Genomic DNA, 21,507 nt, shown 5'->3' with positions numbered 1-21,507 from the left:
GGGCTAGAGTTGCCGCAGTGACGGCCGGAAGCGTGGGCAGCACCGACAACGCCGACGCGGACGTGCCGCGTCGGCGCCGGGGTCGTCCGCGCCGAATCGATCACGACCAAATCGTCGCTGCGGCAAGGAGTATCGCGCCGCAGGCGTTGACGATGCAGGCGGTCGCCGATGTGTTGGGCGTGGATCGCACCGCGTTGCACTACTACGTCGGAGACCGCGACGGACTGCTCGAACTGGTTGTGGCTGACCTGTTCGACGCCGAGCTGCGCGCCATCGAGTTGCCCGAGGATGCCCCCTGGCAGGACGTGCTCAGGGCGCACGCCAAGGCGATTCGTCAGGGCGTTCTCAAGTACGGCGCGACCGGAATGAACTTCCGGATCAGCGGTGTCGGTGGCGCGGCCAGTCTCGCTCTTACCGAACGCGTCCTCAAGGCCCTGACCGACGGTGGTTTCGACATCACGAACGCCGGACGCATCCTCACGCTTGTTTCCGGAATCGCCATGTCCTCTGCCCATGACGTACTGGGAGCCCCGGATTCACGGCTCCATCACCAGACCCCCGAGGTTGCTCGCGCATTGAAAGATTTTGCGGCGGGCGAGTTTCCGCTACTCGGGGCCGTCGTGGCCGATCGCAGCGCATCCGGTGCCGACGACTTCGATTTCAACCTGGGCGTCGTGATCGCGGGCCTCGAACACTCCCTGAATCGAGCTTGCTGAGCTCATTCGATGCGCCAGGATGGCGGTATGGATCTCATCCCGAGAGCAGACCTGACAGATGCCGACGTCGCCGACGCCCTGGGACGGGCAGTCGGCCTGATCCATCTGATCCTCGAGGTGTTGGCCGAGGCGGATCCGCTGGGCTTGCGGCGCCGTTCCCACGACATCGGGGCAGGACGCGGAATCACGGACAAGCCGCTGGATCTGCTGGCGGGATTGCTCGACTTCGCCGATGTGCCCGGGACCCCGTCGTGGGAGGACAAGGATCGCGCCGCGCGGATCCGTTGGTGGGTGCGGCGGGTGGGCGCGCTGGATACGGTGCTCGTGGCCTTTCCCGGCGTGTTCGGCGCGTTGGCATCCCGGCTGCCGGTGCAGGACCTGCTCGGATTCACCAATCAGGCCATCGTGTTGTGTGCGGTGGCCCGCGAGCACGGCATCACCGACCACCAGACCCAGGTGCGACTGCTCGCCTCGGTGTTGTGCGGCCGGGATCTCGCCGACGCGCCGGCTGCAGCGCCGGCACCCGACACGGAATGGGCGGAGATGTCGCTGCCCAAGAAGCTGTGGCAGCTCGTCGGCATCTTCAATGCCATCAGCGACGAGCTCGGCAAGCGGCCACAGCCGCGACGGCTTTTCCGCTACCTGGGCATGCTGCCCGTCGTCGGCGCTGTCGGGGACTACTTCGGCGAATACGGTGCGCTGCTGCGGGCGGCCGACGCCGGACAGGACTGGATCATCAAGCACGCCAAGGTGCCGTGAACAACCGACGATGCCTGGCGACAAAGCAATGCATAGCGGACAAACAGCACGTGAACTTGCAGTAATTGCGGAAACTGCAAGTCAGCTTGCGCCTAGCATCGCAGCGTGCTGATCGCGGATCTGGTTGCCAGCCGGGGACACCTCCTCACCACGAATGATCGTCGGCTGGTCGCGCTGCTGCAGTCACAGCCTGCCGCCGCCTCGTACTGGTTGGCTGCCGACCTGACCCAGCCGCTGGGACTGCATCAGTCGGCTGCCACCCGCCTTGCCCAGCGGCTCGGCTTCGCCGGGTACCCGGAGCTGCGCGACGCACTGCGGCAGGACTACATGGCCGGCGAGGGGCCCGCCCAGCGGGTTCAGGGCAGGTTGGGTCGCCATCCCGACGGCGATGTGATCCGGGGGTTCGTCGACGATGAGCTCGAAGCCCTCTCCGAGCTGACTCGCCACGTCAATCAACGCCAACTCGACGATCTCGCCACCCAGGTGTCCGCGGCCAGGCAGGTGTTTCTGTTCGGCCAGGGCAACGCGACAGTGCTGGTGGACCTCATGGCTCGGCGCCTGCATCGGTTCGGCTTCCGGGTCACCGCGTTGACGGGTTCGGGCCGCGACGTCGCTGAGCGGGTCTCCAGCCTGAGTTCCGAAGACCTCCTGCTCGCCTTTGCCTTTCGTCGGCTGCCGGCACTCCTGGCGCCACTGCTCGGTATCGCTGCCGAAAACCACTGCTATAGCGCGGTGATCACCGACACGCTGCTGTCGATGTCACCGCGCCCCGATCTGCTGATCGCCGCACCACGTGGTCGTGGTGACGAATTCCTTTCCCTGACAGTGCCGATGGCTATCGGCAATGCCTTGGTGCTCACGATCGCCCGGCGCCAACCTGATGAGGCAACTCGGTCCCTGGACAAGCTCGCCCACTTGCTCGACCAACTCGACGACTGACACCGACACATCGAAACCCGGAGGATCCCATGTTCGTTCACACCCACCCGCGTGCAAGTGCAGTCGGTTCGGCCATTGTGCTTGCTCTCGGACTCACCGCGTGTTCCTCATCATCGCCGGAGCCGGAGAAGAGCCAACCGGACTGGAACGCGATGTCGCATGAGGAACTCGTTCGGATGGCGCAGGAGGAGGGCACCGTCTCGGTGTACGCGTTCACCAGTCGGATCGCCTCGATCGAGGAGTCCTTCGAAGGCGCGTACCCCGGTATCGACGTGGTGGCAAGCGACATCTCATCGAGCGAACTGATCACCCGCCTGGCCAGTGAGCACCAGGCCGGCAGCGCCACCGCCGATGTGGCATACGTGTCGGACGCCCCGGTAGTGGTCACCGAACTACTCGCCGACGGCGTGCTGGTCCCGTACATCCCCGCCCGCGTCAACGATGTGCTGGCCGATGAATTCCGGGAGCCACTGCTGTCGAACCGCCTGTCCACCAAGGTGTTGATGTACAACGAGGAAGCCAATCCCGGCGGCCCGCCGGTACAGAATCTGTGGGCGCTCACCGAACCTGAGTGGACTGGTCGGGTCGTGTTGGTCGACCCCAACGTGCGCGGCGACTACCTGGATCTGGTGACCGAGATGTCGTTGCGTTCCGACGAGATGGCGCAGGCCTACAAGGATCACTTCGGCCGGGAGATCGTCCTCGATGACGGCGTCGAGGACGCCGGACTGCAGTTCGTCGCCGACCTCTACGGGAACGATGCTGTGCTGGTCGACGACACCGACACGGTCAACGCGTCAGTCGGCGCGCGCGGGCAGGCTAATCCGCCGGTCGGGTTCACCAGCTACTCCGACCGCCGTGACAACGAGGACGAAGGGTGGGCGCTGCAGGTTGCCGCCGGGGTCGCACCGTCGCCGGGCATCGTGTTCCCGGCCATGCTCGGTGTCACCGCCAACGCCGAACACCCCGCCGCCGCAAGGCTTCTCATCGACTACATGATGGGCGACGACTCCGAGGCCGGAGGCCCCGGCTTCGAACCGTTCTACGTCGCCGGTGACTACCCGACCCGCGATGACATGGTGGCACCCGCTGACGCATTGCCGCTCGAGCAGCTCGGCGCCTGGCGGATCGACCCGCAGGCGTCTGCAGAGCGACGCGCGCAGGTCGCGGACTTCCTGCTCACCATCCAGTGAGGGCGGTCCGCCGCCCGATTGTCTGGCTCGCGGCAGCGGTGGTCGCGGTTCTGGTGCTGCTGGTCGCCGCACCGCTGGCCGGGCTGATCGCCCGGACGTTCGGTGCCGACGCCGACGGCGTATGGGCCGACGTGCTGGCCAGCCCGATGTCGGCGAACCTGCTGTGGCGGCCGCTCGGCAACTCGCTGATGGTGGGGCTCGGCACCGGTGTTCTGGCTACGGTGCTGGGCGCATTCCTCGCTTGGGTCGTGGTGATGAGCGATGTGCCGTGCCGTCGCACCATCGGAGTGCTGGCTGCGGTGCCGTTCGCCTTGCCGAGTTTTGCGATCGCGTTGGCCTGGGAGAGTGTGTTCCGCAACGAACGGCTCGGCGGCACATCGGGATTGCTGTCAGCTGTGGGCATCGCTGTGCCCGATGCGCTGTCGTGGGGCGCGGTGCCCACCGTGTTGGTGCTCACCGCGCACTACTACTCGCTGTCCTTCGTCGTCGTGTCAGCATCGCTGCTGGGCGTGGGCGGCGACCTGGTCGCCGCGGCCGAACTCACCGGCGCGTCGCGGCTGCGGGTCGCGACCCGCATAGTCCTGCCTGCGGTCTCGCCCGCGCTGCTCTCCGGGTTTCTGCTCGCCTTCGCGGAGGGCGTCAGCAACTTCGCCGTCCCGGCGTTACTCGGTTTGCCCGTACGGTTCCAGACACTCAGTACCCGGCTGTACGGCGCCATTTCCACCGGTGACGCCGTACGCGGATACGCGCTGTCCATCGTGCTCGTCGGTGTCGCGGGCCTGGTGCTGTGGGCCGGCAACCGCGCGACGGGCGGACGGTCCTACGCCACCATCACCGGGAAGGCCTCCGGAACCCGCACTGTGCGCACCGGCAGATGGCGCTGGCTGTTGTTCGCCCTGGCCGCTGTACTCGTCGGCGCCACGGCGATCGTGCCCGGCCTGGTGCTCGCGGTGTCCACACTGCTGCGCCGCACCAACTCCTTTGACGGTGGGTTCACTCTGCATTTCTGGATAGGTGAATCCGACGGTTCGATCGCGCAGGGCATGCGCGGAGTGCTACGGGATCCCGTGGTGCTGGGTGCCACCCAGTCCACGGTGTTGCTCGGTATCGCGGTCGCATTCGGTGCCGCGCTAGTCGGGCTGCTCGCCGCCTACGTGACGAGTCGCCTCGTGCGCCCCCGATTCATCGGCGGCACAATAGGATTCCTCGCTTACGTACCGTTCCTGATCCCAGGTGTCGCGTTCGGGGCCGCCTTCATCGCGCTGTTCGGAGCCCCGATGGGACCGCTGCCGTCCCTATACGGAACGTTCACGATCCTGGTGCTCGCCGGTATCGCAGCCAGCCTGCCCTTCGCATTCCAGACCTCGCGGGCGGCGCTCGGTCAGGTATCGGGTGAACTGGAGGAGGCGGCGGTACTCACCGGCGCCGGCGGCATCCGGCGGTTCGCGCGCATCACCACTCCGCTCGTGTCCCGTGGCGTGGTCGGCGGTGCGGTGCTGGTGTTCGTCACCATGGTCCGCGACCTGTCGCTGGTGGTCCTACTTGTCACCCCGGCCACCCCGCTGCTGGCGACAATGACCTACCGCTACGCCTCGGAAGGATTCACTCAGCATGCCAATGCCATCACCTGTGTGATCGCGGTTATCTCGGTCGTCGCAACGTTTCTCGCGCGCCGCTTTACGCGTGCTCAACCGACGGGAGTCACGTCATGACCCGCATCTTGCTCGACCGGCTCGGCAAACGGTTCGGCGAGCGAATCGCCCTCCACGGTATCGACATCGAGCTACCAGCCGGGGCGTTCCTGGTGCTGCTCGGCCCGTCCGGGTGCGGGAAGACGACGACGCTTCGAATGCTGGCCGGTCTCGAACAGCCAACCAGCGGGTCAATTCGGTTCGGAGACCGGGTGATAGTCGACGTCGACGCCGGCATCGACGTGCCGGCAGACCGGCGCGGACTCGGCATGGTGTTCCAGAGTTACGCGTTGTGGCCGCATATGACGGTCCGAGCGAACGTCGAATGGCCACTGCGAGTGGCTGGTTGGAGCCGTGCGGAACGAGAGAGCAGAGTTGAAGAGGTGCTTGGCGCGCTCGAGATCGTCGAACTGGCCGATCGGCACCCCGCGCAGATCTCCGGCGGTCAGCAGCAACGAGTGGCGATCGCTCGGACGATCGCGCCGCGGCCGGGTGTCCTGCTGTTCGACGAGCCGCTGTCGAACCTCGATGCGCGGTTACGGGTGGAGACGCGCGCCGAGATCGTTCGGCTACACCGAATGACGGGTGCCACAAGCGTTTACGTCACACACGACCAGATGGAAGCGCTGGCGATGGCCACTCACATCGCAGTGCTGAACGACGGGCGCATCGAACAACTGGGTACCCCGAGCGAACTGCTCGATCGGCCCCAGACCGCGTTCGTCGCATCGTTTCTCGGCACGCCACCGGCGGTCTTACTCGGCGGCGACGTGGTTGACGGCACGCTGTACTGCGATGGCGTGCCGTTGGCCACCGGCGTTGCGCACGGTGCGCGCGTCATGTACCGACCGCAGGACCTTGTGCTCGACCACAATGCACCGCTGCCGTTCGACGTGCTGGAGTCCACGCCGATCGCCGGGCGCCACATGGTCACCGGAATTGTGGGCAAGGAGAGGATTACGGTGATCGCCGATGCTCCGGCAGCAGCCGGTGAACACACTGCGTTGGCCCTGCCACCGGAACCTGCCGCGGTTTTCGATGGCGAAGGTAAGCGCCGATGACGACGTTGTTGATGGTCCGGCACGGCGCCACAGAATGGACAGAGTCGCGACGTTTGCAGGGGCGCACCGACGTCGACCTGTCCGTGCAGGGCCGCCGCGACGTGTGTGACCTCGTTCCCGCGGTGGCGGCGTGGCAGCCCAGGAGTGTCATCGCGTCACCGCTGTCCAGGACTCGTTCGACGGCAGAGCTTCTGGCCGGCGCACACCGTGCAGAGTACGACATACGGTGGGCCGAAGCGGGTTTAGGCGAGTGGGAAGGAAGCACCCCGGAACTGATCGGTGACGATTACCAGCGGTGGCGTGCTGGTGCCTTGGTACCGCCCGCCGGTGAACGCCCTGAAGACGTCACGGCCCGCGTCGCGGCGGCGGTGCTGGATGCGGCGGCATTGCCGGGTCCCGTTCTCGTCATCACTCACGGGGGCGTGATCCGCTCGGTGCTCGCGCGCTTCGTCGGATTGCGGGCCGCAAGAATGGTCCCCGTTTCCGCGCCCAGCATCACAGCACTGGATGTGGAACCCGACGGCTCGGCGCGGCTGCGCGCCTTGAACGTGGTGGCCGGCGGCATCCCGCCGGGCTGAGAAGACGTCAGGCGTGCGTGTCGGCGTGCTTGTCCTTCTTCTTGCCGAACGGCAGCACATGCATGATCGCCACGACCACCCCGCCGACAACCAAACCGATGACCGCGGACGCCGCAGTGTTGGTCAGCCAGGCGAATACCGCGCCGACGCCGGGCACCGCGTGGTGCACCCATTCCTCGGCGTGGTGGACCACGCCGTAGAGCCAGTGCCAGCCGAGCGTGTCGGTCCCGAGGAGCAGGATGTGACCGCCGACCCACAGCATCGCGATGGTGCCGACTATCGAGAGCGTGGAGAGCAGCTTGGGCATGCCGGCCACCAGTCCACGGCCGATCGCCTGCCCGAACCGGGATTTGCGCTGGGTGAGGGCCAGACCGATGTCGTCCATCTTCACGATGCCCGCGACCACGCCGTACACCGCAGCCGTGATGACCAGCGCGACGACCACGAGAATGACCAGCCGCGGCAGGAACGCCTCGGCGGCCACCTCGTTGAGCGCGATCACCATGATCTCGGCCGACAGGATGAAGTCGGTGCGGATCGCGCCCGTCACCATGAACTTCTCGGCCTCGGGCCCTTCGGTGGCGACCGGCACCGCATGGTTGTCGTGTCCGGTGATCCAGCCCCAGACCTTCTCGGCGCCCTCGTAGCAGAGGTAGGTGGCACCGAGCATCAGGATCGGGGTCAGCAGCCACGGCACGAACTGGCTCAGCAGCAATGCCGCCGGCAGGATGAAGAGGATCTTGTTGCGCAGCGATCCGATCGCGATCCGCTTGATGATCGGCAGTTCGCGGTCGGCGGTGATCCCGTGCACGTACTGCGGCGTGACGGCGGTGTCGTCGATGACCACCCCGGCCGCCTTCGCCGTGGCACGTCCCGCCGCTGCGCCGATGTCGTCGACCGAGGCGGCGGCGAGCCGTGCCAGCGCTGCCACGTCGTCAAGAAGGCCGAACAACCCTGCGCTCATGTCTGTGAAGGCTACCGGCCGTCACATCCCGATGAGGGACTCGATCCAGCCGCGCGCGAAATACAGCACGAACCCTCCGGCCACGATCCACAGCAGTGGGCTGATCTCGCGGGCCTTGCCCGCCGCCGAGCGCAGCACCACCCACGCCACGAAGCCGACGCCGATGCCGTTGGCGATCGAGTAGCTGAAAGCCATGGTCGCCACGGTGAGCACAACGGGCAGCGCGACCGAGAACTCGGAGATGTCGATGTGCCGCAGATGGCTGACCATCATCGAGCCGACGATCACCAGCGCCGCCGCAGCCACCTCAGTCGGCACGATCGATGCCAACGGCGAGACGAACATCGCGGCGAGAAACAACGCTCCGGTGATCAGGTTGGCCAACCCCGTTCGGGCGCCTTCCTCGATGCCTGCACCTGATTCGATGAAGACCGTATTCGACGACGCCGACGACCCGCCGCCCACCACGGCGCCGGCGCCCTCGACGATGAGCGCCGAACGCAGTCGCGGGAACGTGCCCTGGGAGTCGGCGAGGCCGGCCTCCCTGGACAGGCCGGTCATCGTGCCCATCGCGTCGAAGAAGTTGGCGAAAACCAGCGTGAACACCAGCATGATGGCGGCAAGTGCGCCGATGCGACTGAAGCTGCCCAGGCTGAACTCACCGACGAGGGACAGGTCGGGCAGTGCGAACGGCGAACCCGACAGGGTCGGTACCGAAAGCCCCCACCCGCCGGGCTTCTCCGTCGCCGGTCCGAGGTGCCAGATCGCCTCGACGACCACCGCGACAACGGTTCCCGCGAACAACCCGATGAGGATGCCGCCCCGGACCCGCCGGGCCACCAGGATGCCGGTGACCAGAAGAGTGAAGACGAAGACGACGGTCGGCACCGTGTTGATCGAGCCGACGCCACCGGTGCCCAGGCCCACCGGTGGGGACGGGAGGCCGGTGGAGCCGACGAAGCCGGCATCGACGACACCGATGAACAGGATGAACAACCCGATGCCGGCGGTGATCGCGAGCTTGAGTTGCATCGGCACGGCGTCGAACACAAGGCGCCGCAACCCGGTCACCGCCAGCAGCACGATGATCAGCCCGTTGATGACGACCAGTCCCATCGCCTCGGGCCAGGTGACCGTTCCCACCACCGTGGTGGCGAGGAACGAGTTGATGCCCAGGCCGGCGGCGAACGCGAACGGTAGGCGTGCGAAAACGCCGAACAGGATCGTCATCACGCCCGCGGCCAGCGACGTGGTCGCCGACACCTGCGCGAACTCCAACCGGTTGCCGTCGACGTCTTCTGCGCCGGACAGGATGACCGGGTTCAACACGATGATGTAGGCCATCGCGATGAACGTGACCAGGCCGCCGCGAATCTCGGCGGAGATCGTCGACCCACGCGCCGTGATTTCGAAGAAGCGATCGAGGCGGTTCATAACTGATGACCCTAAGGTGGGAAATCGCCTACCGTGCGATGACTTCGCGGATGAACTCCTTGATGGTCTTCCGGACCGAGGTCAGCGTGACGGCCCCGGACTCCAGCAGAACCTGAACTGCGAGCCCGTCGAGCATGCCGATCAGCATGTTGGCCAGCGCCACCGGATTTCCCGGCCGGGCGTTGTCCTCCTGCTGCGCACTACGAATCACCTCCGACACGACGTCGCGCCACTGGCCGTACAGCTTTTCGTTGACAGACCGCAGATGCGGATCTCGCGTCGCCTCTGTCCACAACGCCAGCCAAACTTTCCAGGCCCGTCGGGACTGATCGTCCTTGGGGAGGTAGGACTCCACGAGATCGTTGAGAATGGACAGGCGTCTTCGCCACATCTGACAAGCGCAAGTCCGGAACGCCAACCGTGGCAATGACTTCGCATGCCGCGGTGAGGATCTGCTGCCGCCGCTCGGCCTCCACGCTGGGACGCGGCATCGATGGTCCGTTACGCGCTTCATCGTGGCGCCGCAGGGTATGGGTGGCTACCTGCGACCGGCACGCCGAACATAGCCCTTGACCTCAAGCTAGCTTGAGGTGTCAGGCTGCTGGCATGAGAGTTGGACACCGTCCCGCATACGGCCCGATGCCGTCGGGAAACCGCCTCGAATCCGGGGGAAATCCCCCTGGGAGGCCCGTACTTCCAGGGCTAATTTCGGGTAGCGAAGTGTCCGATGTGACCAGTGGCAGGAGCGGGGCCATGCCAGCAACCATTGACGATCTGCACGAACGTTTCATCCGAGATGCGCTGCCGTTGCTCGACCAACTGTACGGAGCCGCACGTCGGTACACGCGCAGCGCGGCTGACGCCGAGGACCTCGTTCAGGAGACGATGGTCAAGGCATACGCCAGTTTCGACACCTACCGCGATGGCACGAACATCCGGGCGTGGTTGTTCAGGATCCTGACCAACACCTGGATCAACTCGTACCGCACCGCACAGCGGCGACCCGACGAAGTGTTCGTCGAGACCCTCGACGATGCGCAGTCTGCGGCGTCGCCATCGGCGGAACTGGCCGCCCTCGAGGCGATGCCCGACGACGATGTCAGGTCGGCATTGAGCGCTCTGCCCGATGGACAGCGGATGGTGGTCTACTACGCCGACGTCGAGGGCTTCCGGTACAAGGAGATCGCCGACATTCTGGATATTCCGGAGGGGACGGTGATGTCGCGATTACACCGTGGGCGCAGCAGCCTGCGTGCGCGGCTCGTCGACTCAACAGTCGCTCGGCGCTATCTCGGCCGGCACAGCAAGAACGATGCCGCGGCCTAAGACTGCTGTTCGTCGCCGAGTGTCATGCGGGTGAGGCGGTGCGCGCCCACGCCAAAGCCAGCTGTTCGGTCAGGGCAACCGCGTCATGTACTGTGTTCCAACCGATTTCATCTACCGTGTCCGACTTCAGATGTAGATTGCGGATCCAACCGTCGTCGTAGGACAGCAGCGAGATGGCGTGCATACCCTTGTACCTCGCAATGCTGGTATCGCATACGTTGGGGAAGGACACCACGCGCAGATTGATCCCAGCGCCGGAAGCTACATCCATGGCTAGCGCGACATCGCTGGGAGTGAGTTTGCCGGTGAGGCCTTCACGTCGGGCGGCGACGAGATGTCCGCCGCTGCCCAGGGAATCGAGATTTATCACCAGGGTCCGGGTCGGATCAAGTCGACGGCCATCGTTGTCGGCCCAGGCGCGCATGCCCACGTTGCCGACTTCTTCCCCTCCCGGGAACACCAGCAGCACTTCAGTGTCGGGAAATGGGCGCTCCCGAATACGCCTGGCCACTTCGAGAACGGCTGCGACACCGGTGCCATTGTCGTTGGCGCCCGGCGTGGTTCGGCTTCGCATCGATTGTATTGAGGCCAGTCCGACGACAGCCAGCACGAACCGCGCTGCGATCCGAACTCGCCGCATCCGTAATGCGCTGGCGGCCATCGCTATTAAGACAGGGAAGTGGGTAGGTAGGGTTTCCCCGGTACGTTGTGACAGCATTCTGTTGAGCGCGACTGTGCGAGGATGCCATACCGCTCCGTTGTGTGCGGCGTCATGGTGGGCTACCAACACCAACGTGCGTCTGGTATCACCCGCCGCAGCAATTCGCGCGGTCACCGAAACGCCCCGTTTGGCGGGAAGTAACCGCCGTACCCACTGGTTTCGGCCGCTGACCTCCAACTCGTAGCACGCGGTCACCCCAGCGCCCAACAGGCGACCGAACAGACCGGACACCGCCCCGGCGACAATCGCGGCGAGCAGATAGACGAGGTGGGTAGGCGCCCACGAGGACTGCGTCCGAAACCAGGCTGTCGCTGTATCGGCCGCACCGATGTCGCCCGAGAGACGGCTCGCGATCCACTCGGCCGAACGGCGCTCGCCTGGCGTGCTGGTTCGGCGGTTAAGCCGCGCCAGTTGCTCGATATCGCGGCGCATACGCAAATCAATATCGTTGCCGGCCATTGCCTGCCGTTGGTTCGCCATAGCCGAGACCTCCCAGACTGTGTCTACCCACGCTCGATGAGCGGCAACGCGACCGGCGGCGCGTGCTCGGACGCGCGTTCAGGGCCGGAGAGTTGATCGGCGACCGATACAACCAGGCCGCCCAGCATGAACGCCGTGATGGCAGCCGCCAACGCACCGGAACTGAACGCCGGGATGAATCGACGCGCTCCAGTCGGAGCGGCGCCACCGACGTGGTACTCATGCGTGAGCGCATGACCTTTGCCCTTGCCCAGCAGGTAGCGGTTGACGGGGTATGCCGCGACAAAGGCAGCGCCAAGCGCGATCATCATGCCGACCCAGAACACGACGTTGACCAGGCCAGCGTTCATCGCACCGGGAATGACGGCCATGACGGCGTTGTCGACGATCTCCATCGCCAGGATTGACGACGTGTCAGCGGCCAACACCACGCTCAACGCCGTACCCAACGCCACGCCGGCGCGTAACAGCGGCAGCGTGGACAAGGTGTAACCAAAAAGGAACGCCAGTGCCACGGCGAGAACGATTGTGGCCAGGTTGCTCAGGCCGAGCGCGGTGCCGATGATGAGTCCGGCGATCTCGCCGATCGCACATCCGGTCAGGCAGTGCAGAGTCGCGCTGAGGGCCATGGTGTTGACGTTCGCGGCGTGTTCGCCGCCGCGCTCGTGGTCATGTGTGTGGACTGTCATCACGTCCTCCTGCGGGTGCTTCGCGGTTCGTTGGCTCGGGCCGGAACTTCGGCGGTGTCGCTGGTTCGCCTGCCGTCAATTGAGGTATTCCCAGATCGAGCACGCCACCAACGTGCGTCGAGGTGACCGGCACGGCCGACGCGGCCGGTGGCCGGAAATGGGTGGCATAGCAAACTCAACGGAGGAGGCGCCGTGACGGTACAGGCCGAAGTAAGAAAGCTGCTGGACAGTCGGGTCGAAGCGTGCCGGGCAAAGGACATCGATCGACTCATGTCGCTGTATTCCGCTGACATCGTGTACTTCGACTGCGTCCCTCCACTTCAGGGTTTCCATGGCTCAGAAGCCGTTCGCCGGAACTTCTTGCGGTGGTTCGATGAATACGAGGGTCCGATCGGCCTGGAAACCCGGGACTTGAACGTCTCGACGGACGGCGATGTGGCGTTCGCCAGCATGCTCAACCTGGACAAGGGCAACGTCCACTTCGAGCGGGCCGGGATCGTGGAAGCGTGGCTACGTTCGACCGTGTGTTGTCGACGGTCAGACGACGGCTGGCAGATTACCCACGAGCACGTTTCGTGGCCGTTTGAGTTCAATCGGCAGGGCGGCAACGTGGTGATGAAGCCTGCGCCATGACACCGCACACGACAAGGGAACCCCCAATTGCGCTGCGCTAGTTCACCGATCGGCACGTCTCGATGAACGCCGCCGCCGGCCGGGTGAGCTTCGCGCCTGCCAGTGTCACCGCGTGGATGGCGAGGCCTGGATGGTTGCCGGACAACGGTCGGGTGATGAAGCCGCGGTCCTCGTAACTCACCGAGATCCGTGTGCGCTGACTGAGGATCGAGTACCCGAGTCGCCGGGCGACGAGCGACCGGACCAACTCGAAATTCGTTGCGCGGTAACGGACGCGCGGTTCGAGGCCCTCCGCCTTGAAAAGTGAGAGGAAGTAGTCGCCGCCAGGCGGCAGGCTGAACAGAATCATCGGTTGGTCGACCAACTGCTGCAGCGCTAATTCGTCACAGGCTGCAAGCGGGTGGCCCTCCGGCAGCAGGACGTACGGCGGTGCTGCAACGATCTCTTCGGAGTTCAGGTCGTCGCGGTGCACAGACACATCGGAGCCGTAGTCGTACAACAGCACCAGGTCCAGGGTGCCGTTGCGGAGCTTGTCGATCAGTGTGTCGTGTGGGCCCTCGGTGAATGTGAGGTCCACTCCCGGAAAGCGCACGACGTACTCGCTGAGCACTGGCGGCAAGATCACCGGAGACAGAGTGCTGTAGCAGCCCACCATCAGCCGGCCCGTCAGTCCGTGCTGGCTCTCCCGCGCCGAAGTCTGGAGGTCTTCGAGATCGACTAGCAGCCGACGGGCGTCGGTGAGCACCTGTTCGCCGATCCTGGTCGGTCTTACGCCGCGACGGTGCCGGACGAGCACCTGCACCCCAAGGGCGCGCTCCAGTTCTCCCAACGCCATCGACAGTGCGGATTGCGAAAGGTGCAGGCGCTGTGCGGCCGCAGTCACCGAACCTTCTTCAACAGCCGCGATGAAGTACTCGAGCTGGCGAAGCGTGGCATCTGACATCAGCAAAACCGATCGTTAACTTCGAAGACTTCGACTGTACAGGGTAGGTGAGCGGGGTCATAGTCGACGGGACAAGTCATCCTGACGGCAGGAGTCCACATGAACCAGCGCGGTGGAGCGGCAGCGCAATCAGCGGAACCGTTCGCAGTGCCCGAGAGCACTGCCGCAGCAGGGGACGGGCTGAAGCGCACTCTGGACAACCGCCACATTGTGATGATCGCGCTGGGCGGCATCATCGGCGCGGGGTTGTTCGTCGGCAGCGGCGCAGTGATCAACAGGACCGGGCCTGCGGCGGTGCTCAGCTATGCGCTGTCAGGCGTGCTGATGATCTTCGTCATCCGCGCGATCGGTGAGATGGCGGTCGCGCGGCCGTCGTCCGGCTCAGTGGCCAACTTCTCCCGCGACGGCCTCGGTAATTGGGCGGGATTCAGCGTGGGCTGGCTGTACTGGTACTTCTGGGTGGTCGTCGCGGCCATCGAGGCGGTGGCGGGCGCGGGAATCCTGGCCAGTTACCTGCCCGGGGTGCCGGCCTGGCTGCTGTGTCTCGGTCTGGTTCTGATCCTCACCGCCATTAATCTGTTGTCGGTCAAGGCATATGGTGAGGCCGAATTCTGGTTCGCTTCGATCAAGGTGATCGCGATCATCTTCTTCATCTGCGTCACCGGCCTTTTCCTGCTCGGTTTGGTGGGCAAGCCCGAAAGCCCCGGCCTGAGTAACTTGTTCGCCCACGGCGGCATGTTCCCGTACGGGGTGGTGGCAGCCTTGGTCGGCAGTGTGACGGTGCTTTTCTCGATGGGCGGCGCCGAAATCGCCACCATCGCGGCCGCCGAATCCAAGAAGCCGGTTGAGTTCGCCGCCAAGGCGACCAAGCAGGTGATGATGCGGGTATTCGTGTTCTACGTTCTCTCGATCCTGCTGATCGTCGCCGCGGTGCCGTGGGACACTCCCTTCACCGGCGAGACTATTCGTAGCCCCTTCGCCGTGGTGCTCGAGCACATCGGCATCCCCGGAATGTCGGTGGTGATGCAGGCAATTGTGCTCACCGCTGTGCTCAGCTCTCTGAACTCCTGCCTCTACATCACCTCGCGAATGTTGTTCGCGCTGGCCGCGAAGGGCGACGCACCCAAGGCGCTGGTCAAGGTCAACAAGCGGGGAGTGCCGGTGCGGGCGATCCTGGCCGGAACATCGATGGGCTACGCGGCGGTGGTAGCCAACTACTTCTTCCCCGAAGAGGTATTCATCTTCCTGATCAACTCATCCGGGGCCATCCAGCTCATCTACTACATCATTCTGGTCACCGCCGAGATCCGCCTGCGCCGCCGGCTCGAAGCCACTGACCCAGGCGCCCTGCGGATGAAGATGTGGTGCTTCCCGTACCTGTCGTGGTTCTCGATCGCCTGGATGGTCGTCGTCCTCGGGCTGATGGCGGCGATAGAGGAGACCCGCTCCCAGTTTCTGATGAGCCTCATCGCCTTCGGCGCGATTCTGCTCGCGTACCGCATCCGCGCCGCGCGCGGCCCTCAGCTGACCACCATCCCCACCACCGGCGCCTGACAGGCGCTTTCGAAAAGAAGGAAGACCATGATCAGAACCGGAGAGGAATACCGGGAGTCGATTCGCGACGGACGCAACGTCTGGATCGACGGGGAACGTGTCGACGACGTCACCACCCACCCGGCGTTCCAGCCGATCGTCGACATCCGCGCCCGCATCTACGACCTCGGTCACGATGAATTGACCAGGGACACCATGACTTACGTCGACCAAGCAAGCGGCGAGGTGTGTTCGATCGGCTCCAAACCGCCGCTGACCAAGGAGGACTGGCACGCCAAGCGCCGTGGCGTCGACACCATCCTCGACCATGCCGGCGGTGTCGTCACACGGGTCGGCGACGAAACGGTCGGGGAGATGTGGTCGCTTGCCGACGGCCAAGATGTCCTGAACAAGATCAATCCCGCGTTCTCCGAGAACATCGTGCGCCACGTCCGGAACGCCACGTTGCAGGACCCGTTCCACGTCTCGGCCAACACCGACCCGAAGGGCGACCGGTCCAAGTGGCCGCAGGACCAGGATCCAGACGTCCTGCTACGCGTGGTGGGCGAGAACGACCGCGGAATCGTGGTGCGGGGCGCCAAGTTCGAGACCGCGGCGGCGTACTCCAACCAGGCCTTCGTCAAGCCGACCATCGGTGACTGGAATCAACAGGCACACTCCGAGTACGCCGTCGGATTCCGGGCTGACATGGGACATCCGGACATCAAGCACATCTGCCGCTCCGGCTTCCGGGGTATGCGATCGGCCGAGGACTACCCGCTGACCAACCGCGTCGACGAGATCGACACCATGATCGTCTTCGACGATGTGGAAATCCCTTGGGAGGACGTGTTCTTCTACCGACACACCGAGGCGGCTAGCTTCATTCGTGCCACGCTGCACCGGTACAGCATCTTCCCGTTCATCCAGCGCCACCTGCGCTGGGCTGACCTGCTGCTGGGTTTCGCCCACGCCAGTGCAAGGCAGACCGGGGTCAAGATGCACCAAGGGGTGCGGGAGAAGATCGCCGAGGTGGCGGCCTACCGGGAGGGCATCAATGCCTTCCTCACTGCCGCAATCGAACTCGCTGAGCCCAGCCCGGGTGGCTACCTCATGCCGCATCAGCCCACGATGTATTCCGGCCGGGTATTCGCCTGCAGTAACTTGCCGCGAATCATCCATCTGGTACGGGATCTCGCCGGTTGCCAGATCAGCCTGACACCCAGCGCCGCATCGTTCCGCAACAACGAAACCGCTGCCTGGCTGTCGAAGTACTTCGCCATCGGCGATGTGGAGGCCGAAGAACGGCGCAAGCTGTTGGCCTACGGGCGGGACCTGCTCAACTCGGACTACGCCACTCATCGGCTGACGTTCCAGCTGTTCGCGCAGTCACCGCCGTTCTCGCACCTGCTCGCGATCTACAACAACTACGACTTCGAACCGGCCACCGAACTCATGTGCCAATCGGCCGGCATCAAGAATATCGACGGGAGCAACCGATGACGGAATCCATTGTGGTCGGCGGACATCGCCGCATCCGGCCCTTCAACACAGCCAAGACCTACCCCGAGCAGAACCTGTCCAACGATCTGTGCCAGGCCGTGGTCGCCGGCAACACCGTCTATCTACGCGGACAGGTGGCCCAGGATCTTGAGACCCGGGAATGCGTTGCAGTGGGCGACCCGGCCGGGCAGGCGCACAAGACGGTGGACAACATCGAACTGTTACTCGGTGAGGCGGGGGCGTCGCTGGAACACATCGTCTCGTGCGATGTCTATCTGACCGACGTGCGCTACCGCGAGGAGGTTTACCGGGTGCTCGGGGAGCGATTCAAGGGCGTCTTCTACGCCTCGACCGGGTTGGTCGTGGACTCGTTGGCACGGCCTGAATGGGTCGTCGAAGTGACTGTGACGGCGGTGATCCCGTGACGTTCTCGCTGGCCGGCCGATGTGCCCGCACCGGGATGTTCGGTGCGGTGGTCACGTCCTCCAGTCCGGCAGTGGCGGCCCGCTGTGTGTGGGCCCGATCCGGTGTGGGGGTGGCCTGCACCCAGAACGTCACCGACCCCACGCTCGGCTCCAAGCTGTTGGACCGACTCGCCGACGGTGCTTCTGCACAGGGCGCGATGGATCATGTGGTTGCCCATGCGGCCTACCCCGAATACCGGCAGCTCACCGTCGTCGATGTGACTGGTGCCGTCGCATTCCATTCGGGTGCCCGCACATTGGGTACCTACACAGTGGTGACCGGTGTGGATGTGGTCGCAGCAGGCAACCTGCTGAGCTCGGAGAAGGTGCCGCAGGCAATGGTCGAGGCGTTCGAGGCAGACCCGGGCCGGCACCTTGCGGACCGTCTGCTGGCCGGACTCAGGGCAGGGGAGGACGCCGGCGGTGAGGAGGGGCCAGTGCACTCCTGCGGACTGCTGGTGGTCGCTGATGCCGAGTGGCCGCTCACCGATCTGCGGGTCGATTGGGCCGATGACCCGATCATCCGGCTCGATGAGGCGTGGCAGGTGTGGCAGCCACAGGCCGAGGATTACACGTTACGGGCCCGCCGGCCTGACCTGGCTCCGTCATACGGAGTGCCGGGTGACGAATGACCTCAAGGCCAGCGCGAAATCCGTAGTAGAGAAGGCATTTCCGTCGTTGGTATCGCTGTCGGAAAAGGTGCACGCGAACCCCGAGACTGCCTGGGCTGAACATCAAGCCGTGGCGTGGGTGAGCGGGTGCCTCGCAGAAGCGGGCTTCGAGGTCGTCACGCCCTACTTGGGATTCGACACTGCGTTCCATGCCCGGTACGGAAACGGGCCGGTCCGAGTCGGTCTGTGTGCAGAGTATGACGCCCTACCAGGCCTCGGCCATGCGTGCGGGCACAACTTGATCGCGGCGATGTCGGTTGGGGCCGCGTTGGCGTTGGCCCGCGTCGCCGACGAAGCGGGACTGACGGTCGAGGTGTTCGGCACACCGGCCGAGGAAGGTGGCGGGGGCAAGATCGAGATGCTGGAACGTGGGGCGTTCCTTGGTCTCGATCTGGCGATGATGGCTCACCCTGCGCCGGTAGATGTCGCGGAGGCGCGCCCGTTCGCGGTATCGCACTCTGAGATCAGTTTCACCGGTAAGGCCGCGCACGCCGCGGCCTACCCGGAGCACGGCCGTAATGCCGCTGATGCCTTCACTATCGCGCAGGTGGCACTTGGCCTTCTCCGCCAGCAGTTGCCGGCGACTGTGCGGGTGCACGGTGTGGTGACGGACGGTGGCGAGGCCCCGAACGCGATACCCGAGCGCACTCGCGGCAGGTGGTATGTCCGCGCCGAGTCGCTGGCTGAACTCGCAGATTTGGAGCCGAGGGTATGGCGGTGTTTCGAAGCGGGCGCACTGGCAAGTGGTTGTGAGTTGTCGGTGCGGCCGGAAAGCAAGCCATACGCCGAATTCCGGACTGACGAGCGAGCTTTGGCCGCATACCGACGCAATGCCGAGGCGCTGGGCCGGAACTTCACCGCCGGTGAGAAGGCCAGCCGGATGAACCGCGCCTCCACGGACATGGGAAATGTGTCTCAGGTGGTCCCTGCCATCCATCCCTACATCGGGATCGGCTCACTGCCGGCGCTCAATCATCAACGTGAGTTCGCCGACCACTGCGTGGGGGAGCAGGCAGAACTAGCGATTCACGACGGTGCCATCGCACTGGCGTGGACCGCGCTCGACGTATTCGCGGAATGTGCGCAGCAATGAATTCTGGTGTGCGGATCGAGCTAGATCTCCTTGGTAGCCAGAGCATTCCGGCTACTGCGTACTGGGGAGTGCACACGTCCCGAGCCTTGGAGAATTTCCGGGTGAGTGGTGTCACGTTAGCCAGCCATCGCCCTCTCATCGCGGCTCTGGGAGCAGTAAAGCAGGCGGCGGCACGGTCAAACCTTGAGCTCGGTGTGCTCGATCCCGAGCGCGCCACCGCCATCGACCGGGCCTGCCAGGATGTCATCGACGGCCGCCTGGACGACGAGTTCGTCGTGGACATGGTGCAGGGTGGGGCCGGTACCTCGACGAACATGAACGCCAACGAGGTCATCGCCAACCGGGCGCTGGAACTGCTCGGCTGTCCACTCGGTAGCTACGACAGGCTGCACCCCAATGATCATGTCAATCGGGGTCAATCCACCAACGACGTTTACCCGACCGCCGTCAAGCTCGCGCTGATCGCTGCGCTCGGCGACCTCTCGAGGACGGTCGAGGAGCTCGCCGACGCGTTCGGCGTCAAGGCTGACGCCTTCACCGATGTGCCCAAGATCGGACGTACGCAGCTGCAGGACGCCGTCCCGATGACAGTGGGGCAGGAATTCGGCGCATGGCGGTCAACACTGGCCGAAGAGCTGGCAAGGATCGCCGAGGCGCGCGAGCTGTTGTGCGAAATCAACCTTGGGGCAACGGCAATCGGGACCGGCATCACGAGCGTCGCCGGCTATCCACAAGCCGCAGCCCGGCACCTGAGGGCGATCACCGGAGTGCCGGTGGTGACCGCGACGGATCTGGTCGAAGCCACGTCGGACACCGGATCTTTCCTGCATTTGTCCAGTGTGCTCAAGCGAACCGCCGTCAAGGTGTCCAAGATCTGCAACGACCTGCGGTTGCTGTCGTCTGGGCCGCAGGCAGGTCTGGGTGAATTGCGGCTGCCTGCACGGCAGGCCGGCTCCAGCATCATGCCCGGCAAGGTCAACCCGGTGATCCCGGAGATGGTCAACCAGGTGGCCTTCGCGGTGATCGGCACGGACGTCACCGTCACGTTCGCTGCCGAGGCGGGGCAGCTGCAGCTCAATGCCTTCGAGCCGATCATCTGTCACGGCCTGCTGCAGTCCATCACTTGGATGCAGCGCGCGTTCCATACCTTGCGCATCCACTGCGTGGACGGCATCGACGTCAACCGTGACCACCTGGAGGGAATCACCGCGCGTAGTGCCAGCGTCGTCACCGCGCTGATCCCGGTGTTGGGCTACGCGCAGGCGAGTGAGGTGGCTGCAGCCGTTCTGGCGGGGCGGGGGCAGGTTCGTGACCTGGCATTGGCGACCGGGTCGATTGCGACCGACGATCTCGACCGGCTATTGGGCTGATAGGCATGCGATGCCGGCGCGAGCAGGTCAGTGCAGTGGCCCAGTTCGTCCCCAGACTGACGGAATGGTTGCTGCGAGAGCCGGATTGCAGCCATAGTGTCGGTCTCGGCGCGGCATCACATCGGCCAGCTGTCCAGCGCATGCGGGTGGCTGATGGGGGCAGCGGCAGGTAGCGGCCGTGGCTCGGCGGTCGTGATCGCGTCCAGGATCAGCGCGACGTAGCGGCGCCACCCGTCGCTGTCGACCTCCATTGTCCACAGCACGCTGTTGAGCATGGCGATGATGCGTGGCAGGTCCTCGGCAACCAGGTCGCCGCGGACCAGACCACCCTGTTGAGCCCGCATGGTCAGTTCCTGCATCGCCGTGTCGAGCCGATCGGAGATGTTGGCCAACGCATCGGCACGGCGCGCTGCGGCGAGGAGGTTGTGTTCAGCGGCCCCAAGCGCAGTCGCGGCCTCGATCAGGTCAGTCAGGCCGCGTAGCGGGTCTTTGCGTTTCAACGCCTTTTCGATTGCCGGCGAAAGGTTTTCATCGATGCTTTGATCGAGCGCCGCCCGCAGAAGGTCGGTCTTGCTGGGAAATCTGCGGTACAGGGTTCGTTCGCCTACCGCGGCGCGACACGCAATGGCGTCGATCGGCGCATCGGGTCCGAGTTCGGCATAGACCTCCCGGGCGGCACGCAGGATGCGGTCAGCATTGCGGGCGGCGTCAGTGCGCAGCGGACGTTCCGCCGTAGTCGACATGGC

General features: G+C 65.0%; 22 protein-coding genes. 15 read left to right on the top strand and 7 right to left on the bottom strand.

Features of this window, described 5'->3' with window-relative positions; genetic code table 11:
- Window positions 1–17: 17 nt before the first annotated feature.
- The 7 genes from ABQF30_RS15520 to ABQF30_RS15490 all read left to right on the top strand — a co-directional run bounded on the left by ABQF30_RS15520 (window position 18) and on the right by ABQF30_RS15490 (window position 6,937).
- Window positions 18–716 (top strand): TetR/AcrR family transcriptional regulator C-terminal domain-containing protein, encoded by a 699-nt coding sequence (locus ABQF30_RS15520; RefSeq protein WP_448465229.1) that lies wholly within the window; start codon window positions 18–20, stop codon window positions 714–716.
- Window positions 717–743: 27 nt separating this feature from the next.
- Window positions 744–1,475, top strand: coding sequence for a hypothetical protein (locus ABQF30_RS15515; protein ID WP_448465227.1), 732 nt, complete (start codon window positions 744–746; stop codon window positions 1,473–1,475).
- A 105-nt stretch (window positions 1,476–1,580) separates the two neighbouring features.
- Window positions 1,581–2,414, top strand: coding sequence for a MurR/RpiR family transcriptional regulator (locus ABQF30_RS15510; protein ID WP_448465225.1), 834 nt, complete (start codon window positions 1,581–1,583; stop codon window positions 2,412–2,414).
- Window positions 2,415–2,443: 29 nt separating this feature from the next.
- On the top strand, window positions 2,444–3,607 hold the full coding sequence (locus ABQF30_RS15505) for an ABC transporter substrate-binding protein (protein WP_448465223.1): 1,164 nt from the start codon (window positions 2,444–2,446) through the stop codon (window positions 3,605–3,607).
- The gene (locus tag ABQF30_RS15500) at window positions 3,604–5,319 is read left to right on the top strand and encodes an ABC transporter permease (RefSeq protein ID WP_448465221.1); all 1,716 of its coding nucleotides are present in this window, start codon (window positions 3,604–3,606) and stop codon (window positions 5,317–5,319) included. Before ABQF30_RS15505 ends, ABQF30_RS15500 begins: the two co-directional genes overlap by 4 nt.
- On the top strand, window positions 5,316–6,359 hold the full coding sequence (locus ABQF30_RS15495) for an ABC transporter ATP-binding protein (RefSeq protein WP_448465219.1): 1,044 nt from the start codon (window positions 5,316–5,318) through the stop codon (window positions 6,357–6,359). The genes ABQF30_RS15500 and ABQF30_RS15495 overlap by 4 nt, the downstream gene beginning before the upstream one ends.
- Window positions 6,356–6,937: a histidine phosphatase family protein gene (locus ABQF30_RS15490; RefSeq protein WP_448465217.1), complete on the top strand. Its 582-nt coding sequence runs from the start codon at window positions 6,356–6,358 to the stop codon at window positions 6,935–6,937. Before ABQF30_RS15495 ends, ABQF30_RS15490 begins: the two co-directional genes overlap by 4 nt.
- Before the next feature lie 7 nt (window positions 6,938–6,944).
- On the opposite strand, the gene ABQF30_RS15485 is transcribed toward ABQF30_RS15490, so the two are convergent.
- The 3 genes from ABQF30_RS15485 to ABQF30_RS15475 are packed head-to-tail and all read right to left on the bottom strand — an operon-like array spanning window position 6,945 to window position 9,726.
- Window positions 6,945–7,901 carry a DUF808 domain-containing protein gene (locus ABQF30_RS15485; RefSeq protein ID WP_448465215.1) on the bottom strand — a complete coding sequence of 319 codons (957 nt, stop codon included), beginning with the start codon at window positions 7,899–7,901 and terminating at the stop codon, window positions 6,945–6,947.
- A 21-nt stretch (window positions 7,902–7,922) separates the two neighbouring features.
- Window positions 7,923–9,335: an NCS2 family permease gene (locus tag ABQF30_RS15480; RefSeq protein ID WP_448465213.1), complete on the bottom strand. Its 1,413-nt coding sequence runs from the start codon at window positions 9,333–9,335 to the stop codon at window positions 7,923–7,925.
- Window positions 9,336–9,363: 28 nt separating this feature from the next.
- Entirely contained in the window at window positions 9,364–9,726 is a 363-nt protein-coding gene (locus tag ABQF30_RS15475; protein WP_448465211.1) for a TetR family transcriptional regulator C-terminal domain-containing protein, read from the bottom strand.
- Window positions 9,727–9,974: 248 nt separating this feature from the next.
- Between ABQF30_RS15475 and ABQF30_RS15470 the strand changes: the two genes are divergently transcribed.
- Window positions 9,975–10,661, top strand: a complete 687-nt coding sequence (locus ABQF30_RS15470; protein ID WP_448465870.1) for a sigma-70 family RNA polymerase sigma factor — start codon at window positions 9,975–9,977, stop codon at window positions 10,659–10,661.
- Window positions 10,662–10,683: 22 nt separating this feature from the next.
- On the opposite strand, the gene ABQF30_RS15465 is transcribed toward ABQF30_RS15470, so the two are convergent.
- A complete protein-coding gene (locus ABQF30_RS15465) occupies window positions 10,684–11,862 on the bottom strand; it encodes a M28 family metallopeptidase (protein ID WP_448465209.1) in 1,179 nt (392 codons plus the stop codon).
- 23 nt (window positions 11,863–11,885) lie between these two features.
- Window positions 11,886–12,551, bottom strand: coding sequence for a DUF4396 domain-containing protein (locus ABQF30_RS15460; RefSeq protein WP_448465207.1), 666 nt, complete (start codon window positions 12,549–12,551; stop codon window positions 11,886–11,888).
- A 192-nt stretch (window positions 12,552–12,743) separates the two neighbouring features.
- Here ABQF30_RS15460 and ABQF30_RS15455 point away from each other — a divergent pair, with 192 nt between their 5' ends.
- Window positions 12,744–13,184 carry a YybH family protein gene (locus ABQF30_RS15455; RefSeq protein ID WP_448465205.1) on the top strand — a complete coding sequence of 147 codons (441 nt, stop codon included), beginning with the start codon at window positions 12,744–12,746 and terminating at the stop codon, window positions 13,182–13,184.
- A gap of 37 nt (window positions 13,185–13,221) precedes the next feature.
- On the opposite strand, the gene ABQF30_RS15450 is transcribed toward ABQF30_RS15455, so the two are convergent.
- The gene (locus ABQF30_RS15450; RefSeq protein WP_448465203.1) at window positions 13,222–14,127 is read right to left on the bottom strand and encodes a LysR substrate-binding domain-containing protein; all 906 of its coding nucleotides are present in this window, start codon (window positions 14,125–14,127) and stop codon (window positions 13,222–13,224) included.
- A 99-nt stretch (window positions 14,128–14,226) separates the two neighbouring features.
- Here ABQF30_RS15450 and ABQF30_RS15445 point away from each other — a divergent pair, with 99 nt between their 5' ends.
- The 6 genes from ABQF30_RS15445 to ABQF30_RS15420 are packed head-to-tail and all read left to right on the top strand — an operon-like array spanning window position 14,227 to window position 20,761.
- Window positions 14,227–15,681 carry an amino acid permease gene (locus ABQF30_RS15445; RefSeq protein ID WP_448465200.1) on the top strand — a complete coding sequence of 485 codons (1,455 nt, stop codon included), beginning with the start codon at window positions 14,227–14,229 and terminating at the stop codon, window positions 15,679–15,681.
- 27 nt (window positions 15,682–15,708) lie between these two features.
- The gene (locus ABQF30_RS15440) at window positions 15,709–17,163 is read left to right on the top strand and encodes a 4-hydroxyphenylacetate 3-hydroxylase family protein (protein WP_448465198.1); all 1,455 of its coding nucleotides are present in this window, start codon (window positions 15,709–15,711) and stop codon (window positions 17,161–17,163) included.
- Entirely contained in the window at window positions 17,160–17,588 is a 429-nt protein-coding gene (locus tag ABQF30_RS15435) for a RidA family protein (RefSeq protein WP_448465196.1), read from the top strand. Before ABQF30_RS15440 ends, ABQF30_RS15435 begins: the two co-directional genes overlap by 4 nt.
- Window positions 17,585–18,259, top strand: a complete 675-nt coding sequence (locus tag ABQF30_RS15430; RefSeq protein WP_448465194.1) for a DUF1028 domain-containing protein — start codon at window positions 17,585–17,587, stop codon at window positions 18,257–18,259. The genes ABQF30_RS15435 and ABQF30_RS15430 overlap by 4 nt, the downstream gene beginning before the upstream one ends.
- Window positions 18,249–19,391, top strand: a complete 1,143-nt coding sequence (locus ABQF30_RS15425; protein ID WP_448465192.1) for a M20 family metallopeptidase — start codon at window positions 18,249–18,251, stop codon at window positions 19,389–19,391. The genes ABQF30_RS15430 and ABQF30_RS15425 overlap by 11 nt, the downstream gene beginning before the upstream one ends.
- Window positions 19,376–20,761 (top strand): aspartate ammonia-lyase, encoded by a 1,386-nt coding sequence (locus tag ABQF30_RS15420; protein WP_448465190.1) that lies wholly within the window; start codon window positions 19,376–19,378, stop codon window positions 20,759–20,761. Before ABQF30_RS15425 ends, ABQF30_RS15420 begins: the two co-directional genes overlap by 16 nt.
- A 116-nt stretch (window positions 20,762–20,877) precedes the next feature.
- Here ABQF30_RS15420 and ABQF30_RS15415 read toward each other — a convergent pair whose 3' ends face one another.
- Window positions 20,878–21,504 carry a TetR/AcrR family transcriptional regulator gene (locus ABQF30_RS15415; RefSeq protein ID WP_448465188.1) on the bottom strand — a complete coding sequence of 209 codons (627 nt, stop codon included), beginning with the start codon at window positions 21,502–21,504 and terminating at the stop codon, window positions 20,878–20,880.
- Between the last annotated feature and the right edge of the window lie 3 nt (window positions 21,505–21,507).

It is taken from the genome of Mycolicibacterium sp. XJ870 (assembly GCF_053483975.1).
Note: the sequence above shows the minus strand (reverse complement) of the source record. Positions and strands in the feature narration are given on the sequence as shown.

Coding starts and splice junctions, on each gene's coding strand:
- ABQF30_RS15415 (WP_448465188.1), bottom strand. CDS start 21,504: ATGTCGACTACGGCGGAACGTCCGCTGCGCACTGACGCCGCCCGCAAT.
- ABQF30_RS15470 (WP_448465870.1), top strand. CDS start 9,975: ATGCCGTCGGGAAACCGCCTCGAATCCGGGGGAAATCCCCCTGGGAGG.
- ABQF30_RS15460 (WP_448465207.1), bottom strand. CDS start 12,551: ATGACAGTCCACACACATGACCACGAGCGCGGCGGCGAACACGCCGCG.
- ABQF30_RS15465 (WP_448465209.1), bottom strand. CDS start 11,862: ATGGCGAACCAACGGCAGGCAATGGCCGGCAACGATATTGATTTGCGT.
- ABQF30_RS15515 (WP_448465227.1), top strand. CDS start 744: ATGGATCTCATCCCGAGAGCAGACCTGACAGATGCCGACGTCGCCGAC.
- ABQF30_RS15420 (WP_448465190.1), top strand. CDS start 19,376: ATGTGCGCAGCAATGAATTCTGGTGTGCGGATCGAGCTAGATCTCCTT.
- ABQF30_RS15495 (WP_448465219.1), top strand. CDS start 5,316: ATGACCCGCATCTTGCTCGACCGGCTCGGCAAACGGTTCGGCGAGCGA.
- ABQF30_RS15450 (WP_448465203.1), bottom strand. CDS start 14,127: ATGTCAGATGCCACGCTTCGCCAGCTCGAGTACTTCATCGCGGCTGTT.
- ABQF30_RS15490 (WP_448465217.1), top strand. CDS start 6,356: ATGACGACGTTGTTGATGGTCCGGCACGGCGCCACAGAATGGACAGAG.
- ABQF30_RS15480 (WP_448465213.1), bottom strand. CDS start 9,335: ATGAACCGCCTCGATCGCTTCTTCGAAATCACGGCGCGTGGGTCGACG.
- ABQF30_RS15505 (WP_448465223.1), top strand. CDS start 2,444: ATGTTCGTTCACACCCACCCGCGTGCAAGTGCAGTCGGTTCGGCCATT.
- ABQF30_RS15475 (WP_448465211.1), bottom strand. CDS start 9,726: ATGTGGCGAAGACGCCTGTCCATTCTCAACGATCTCGTGGAGTCCTAC.
- ABQF30_RS15445 (WP_448465200.1), top strand. CDS start 14,227: ATGAACCAGCGCGGTGGAGCGGCAGCGCAATCAGCGGAACCGTTCGCA.
- ABQF30_RS15440 (WP_448465198.1), top strand. CDS start 15,709: ATGATCAGAACCGGAGAGGAATACCGGGAGTCGATTCGCGACGGACGC.
- ABQF30_RS15485 (WP_448465215.1), bottom strand. CDS start 7,901: ATGAGCGCAGGGTTGTTCGGCCTTCTTGACGACGTGGCAGCGCTGGCA.
- ABQF30_RS15435 (WP_448465196.1), top strand. CDS start 17,160: ATGACGGAATCCATTGTGGTCGGCGGACATCGCCGCATCCGGCCCTTC.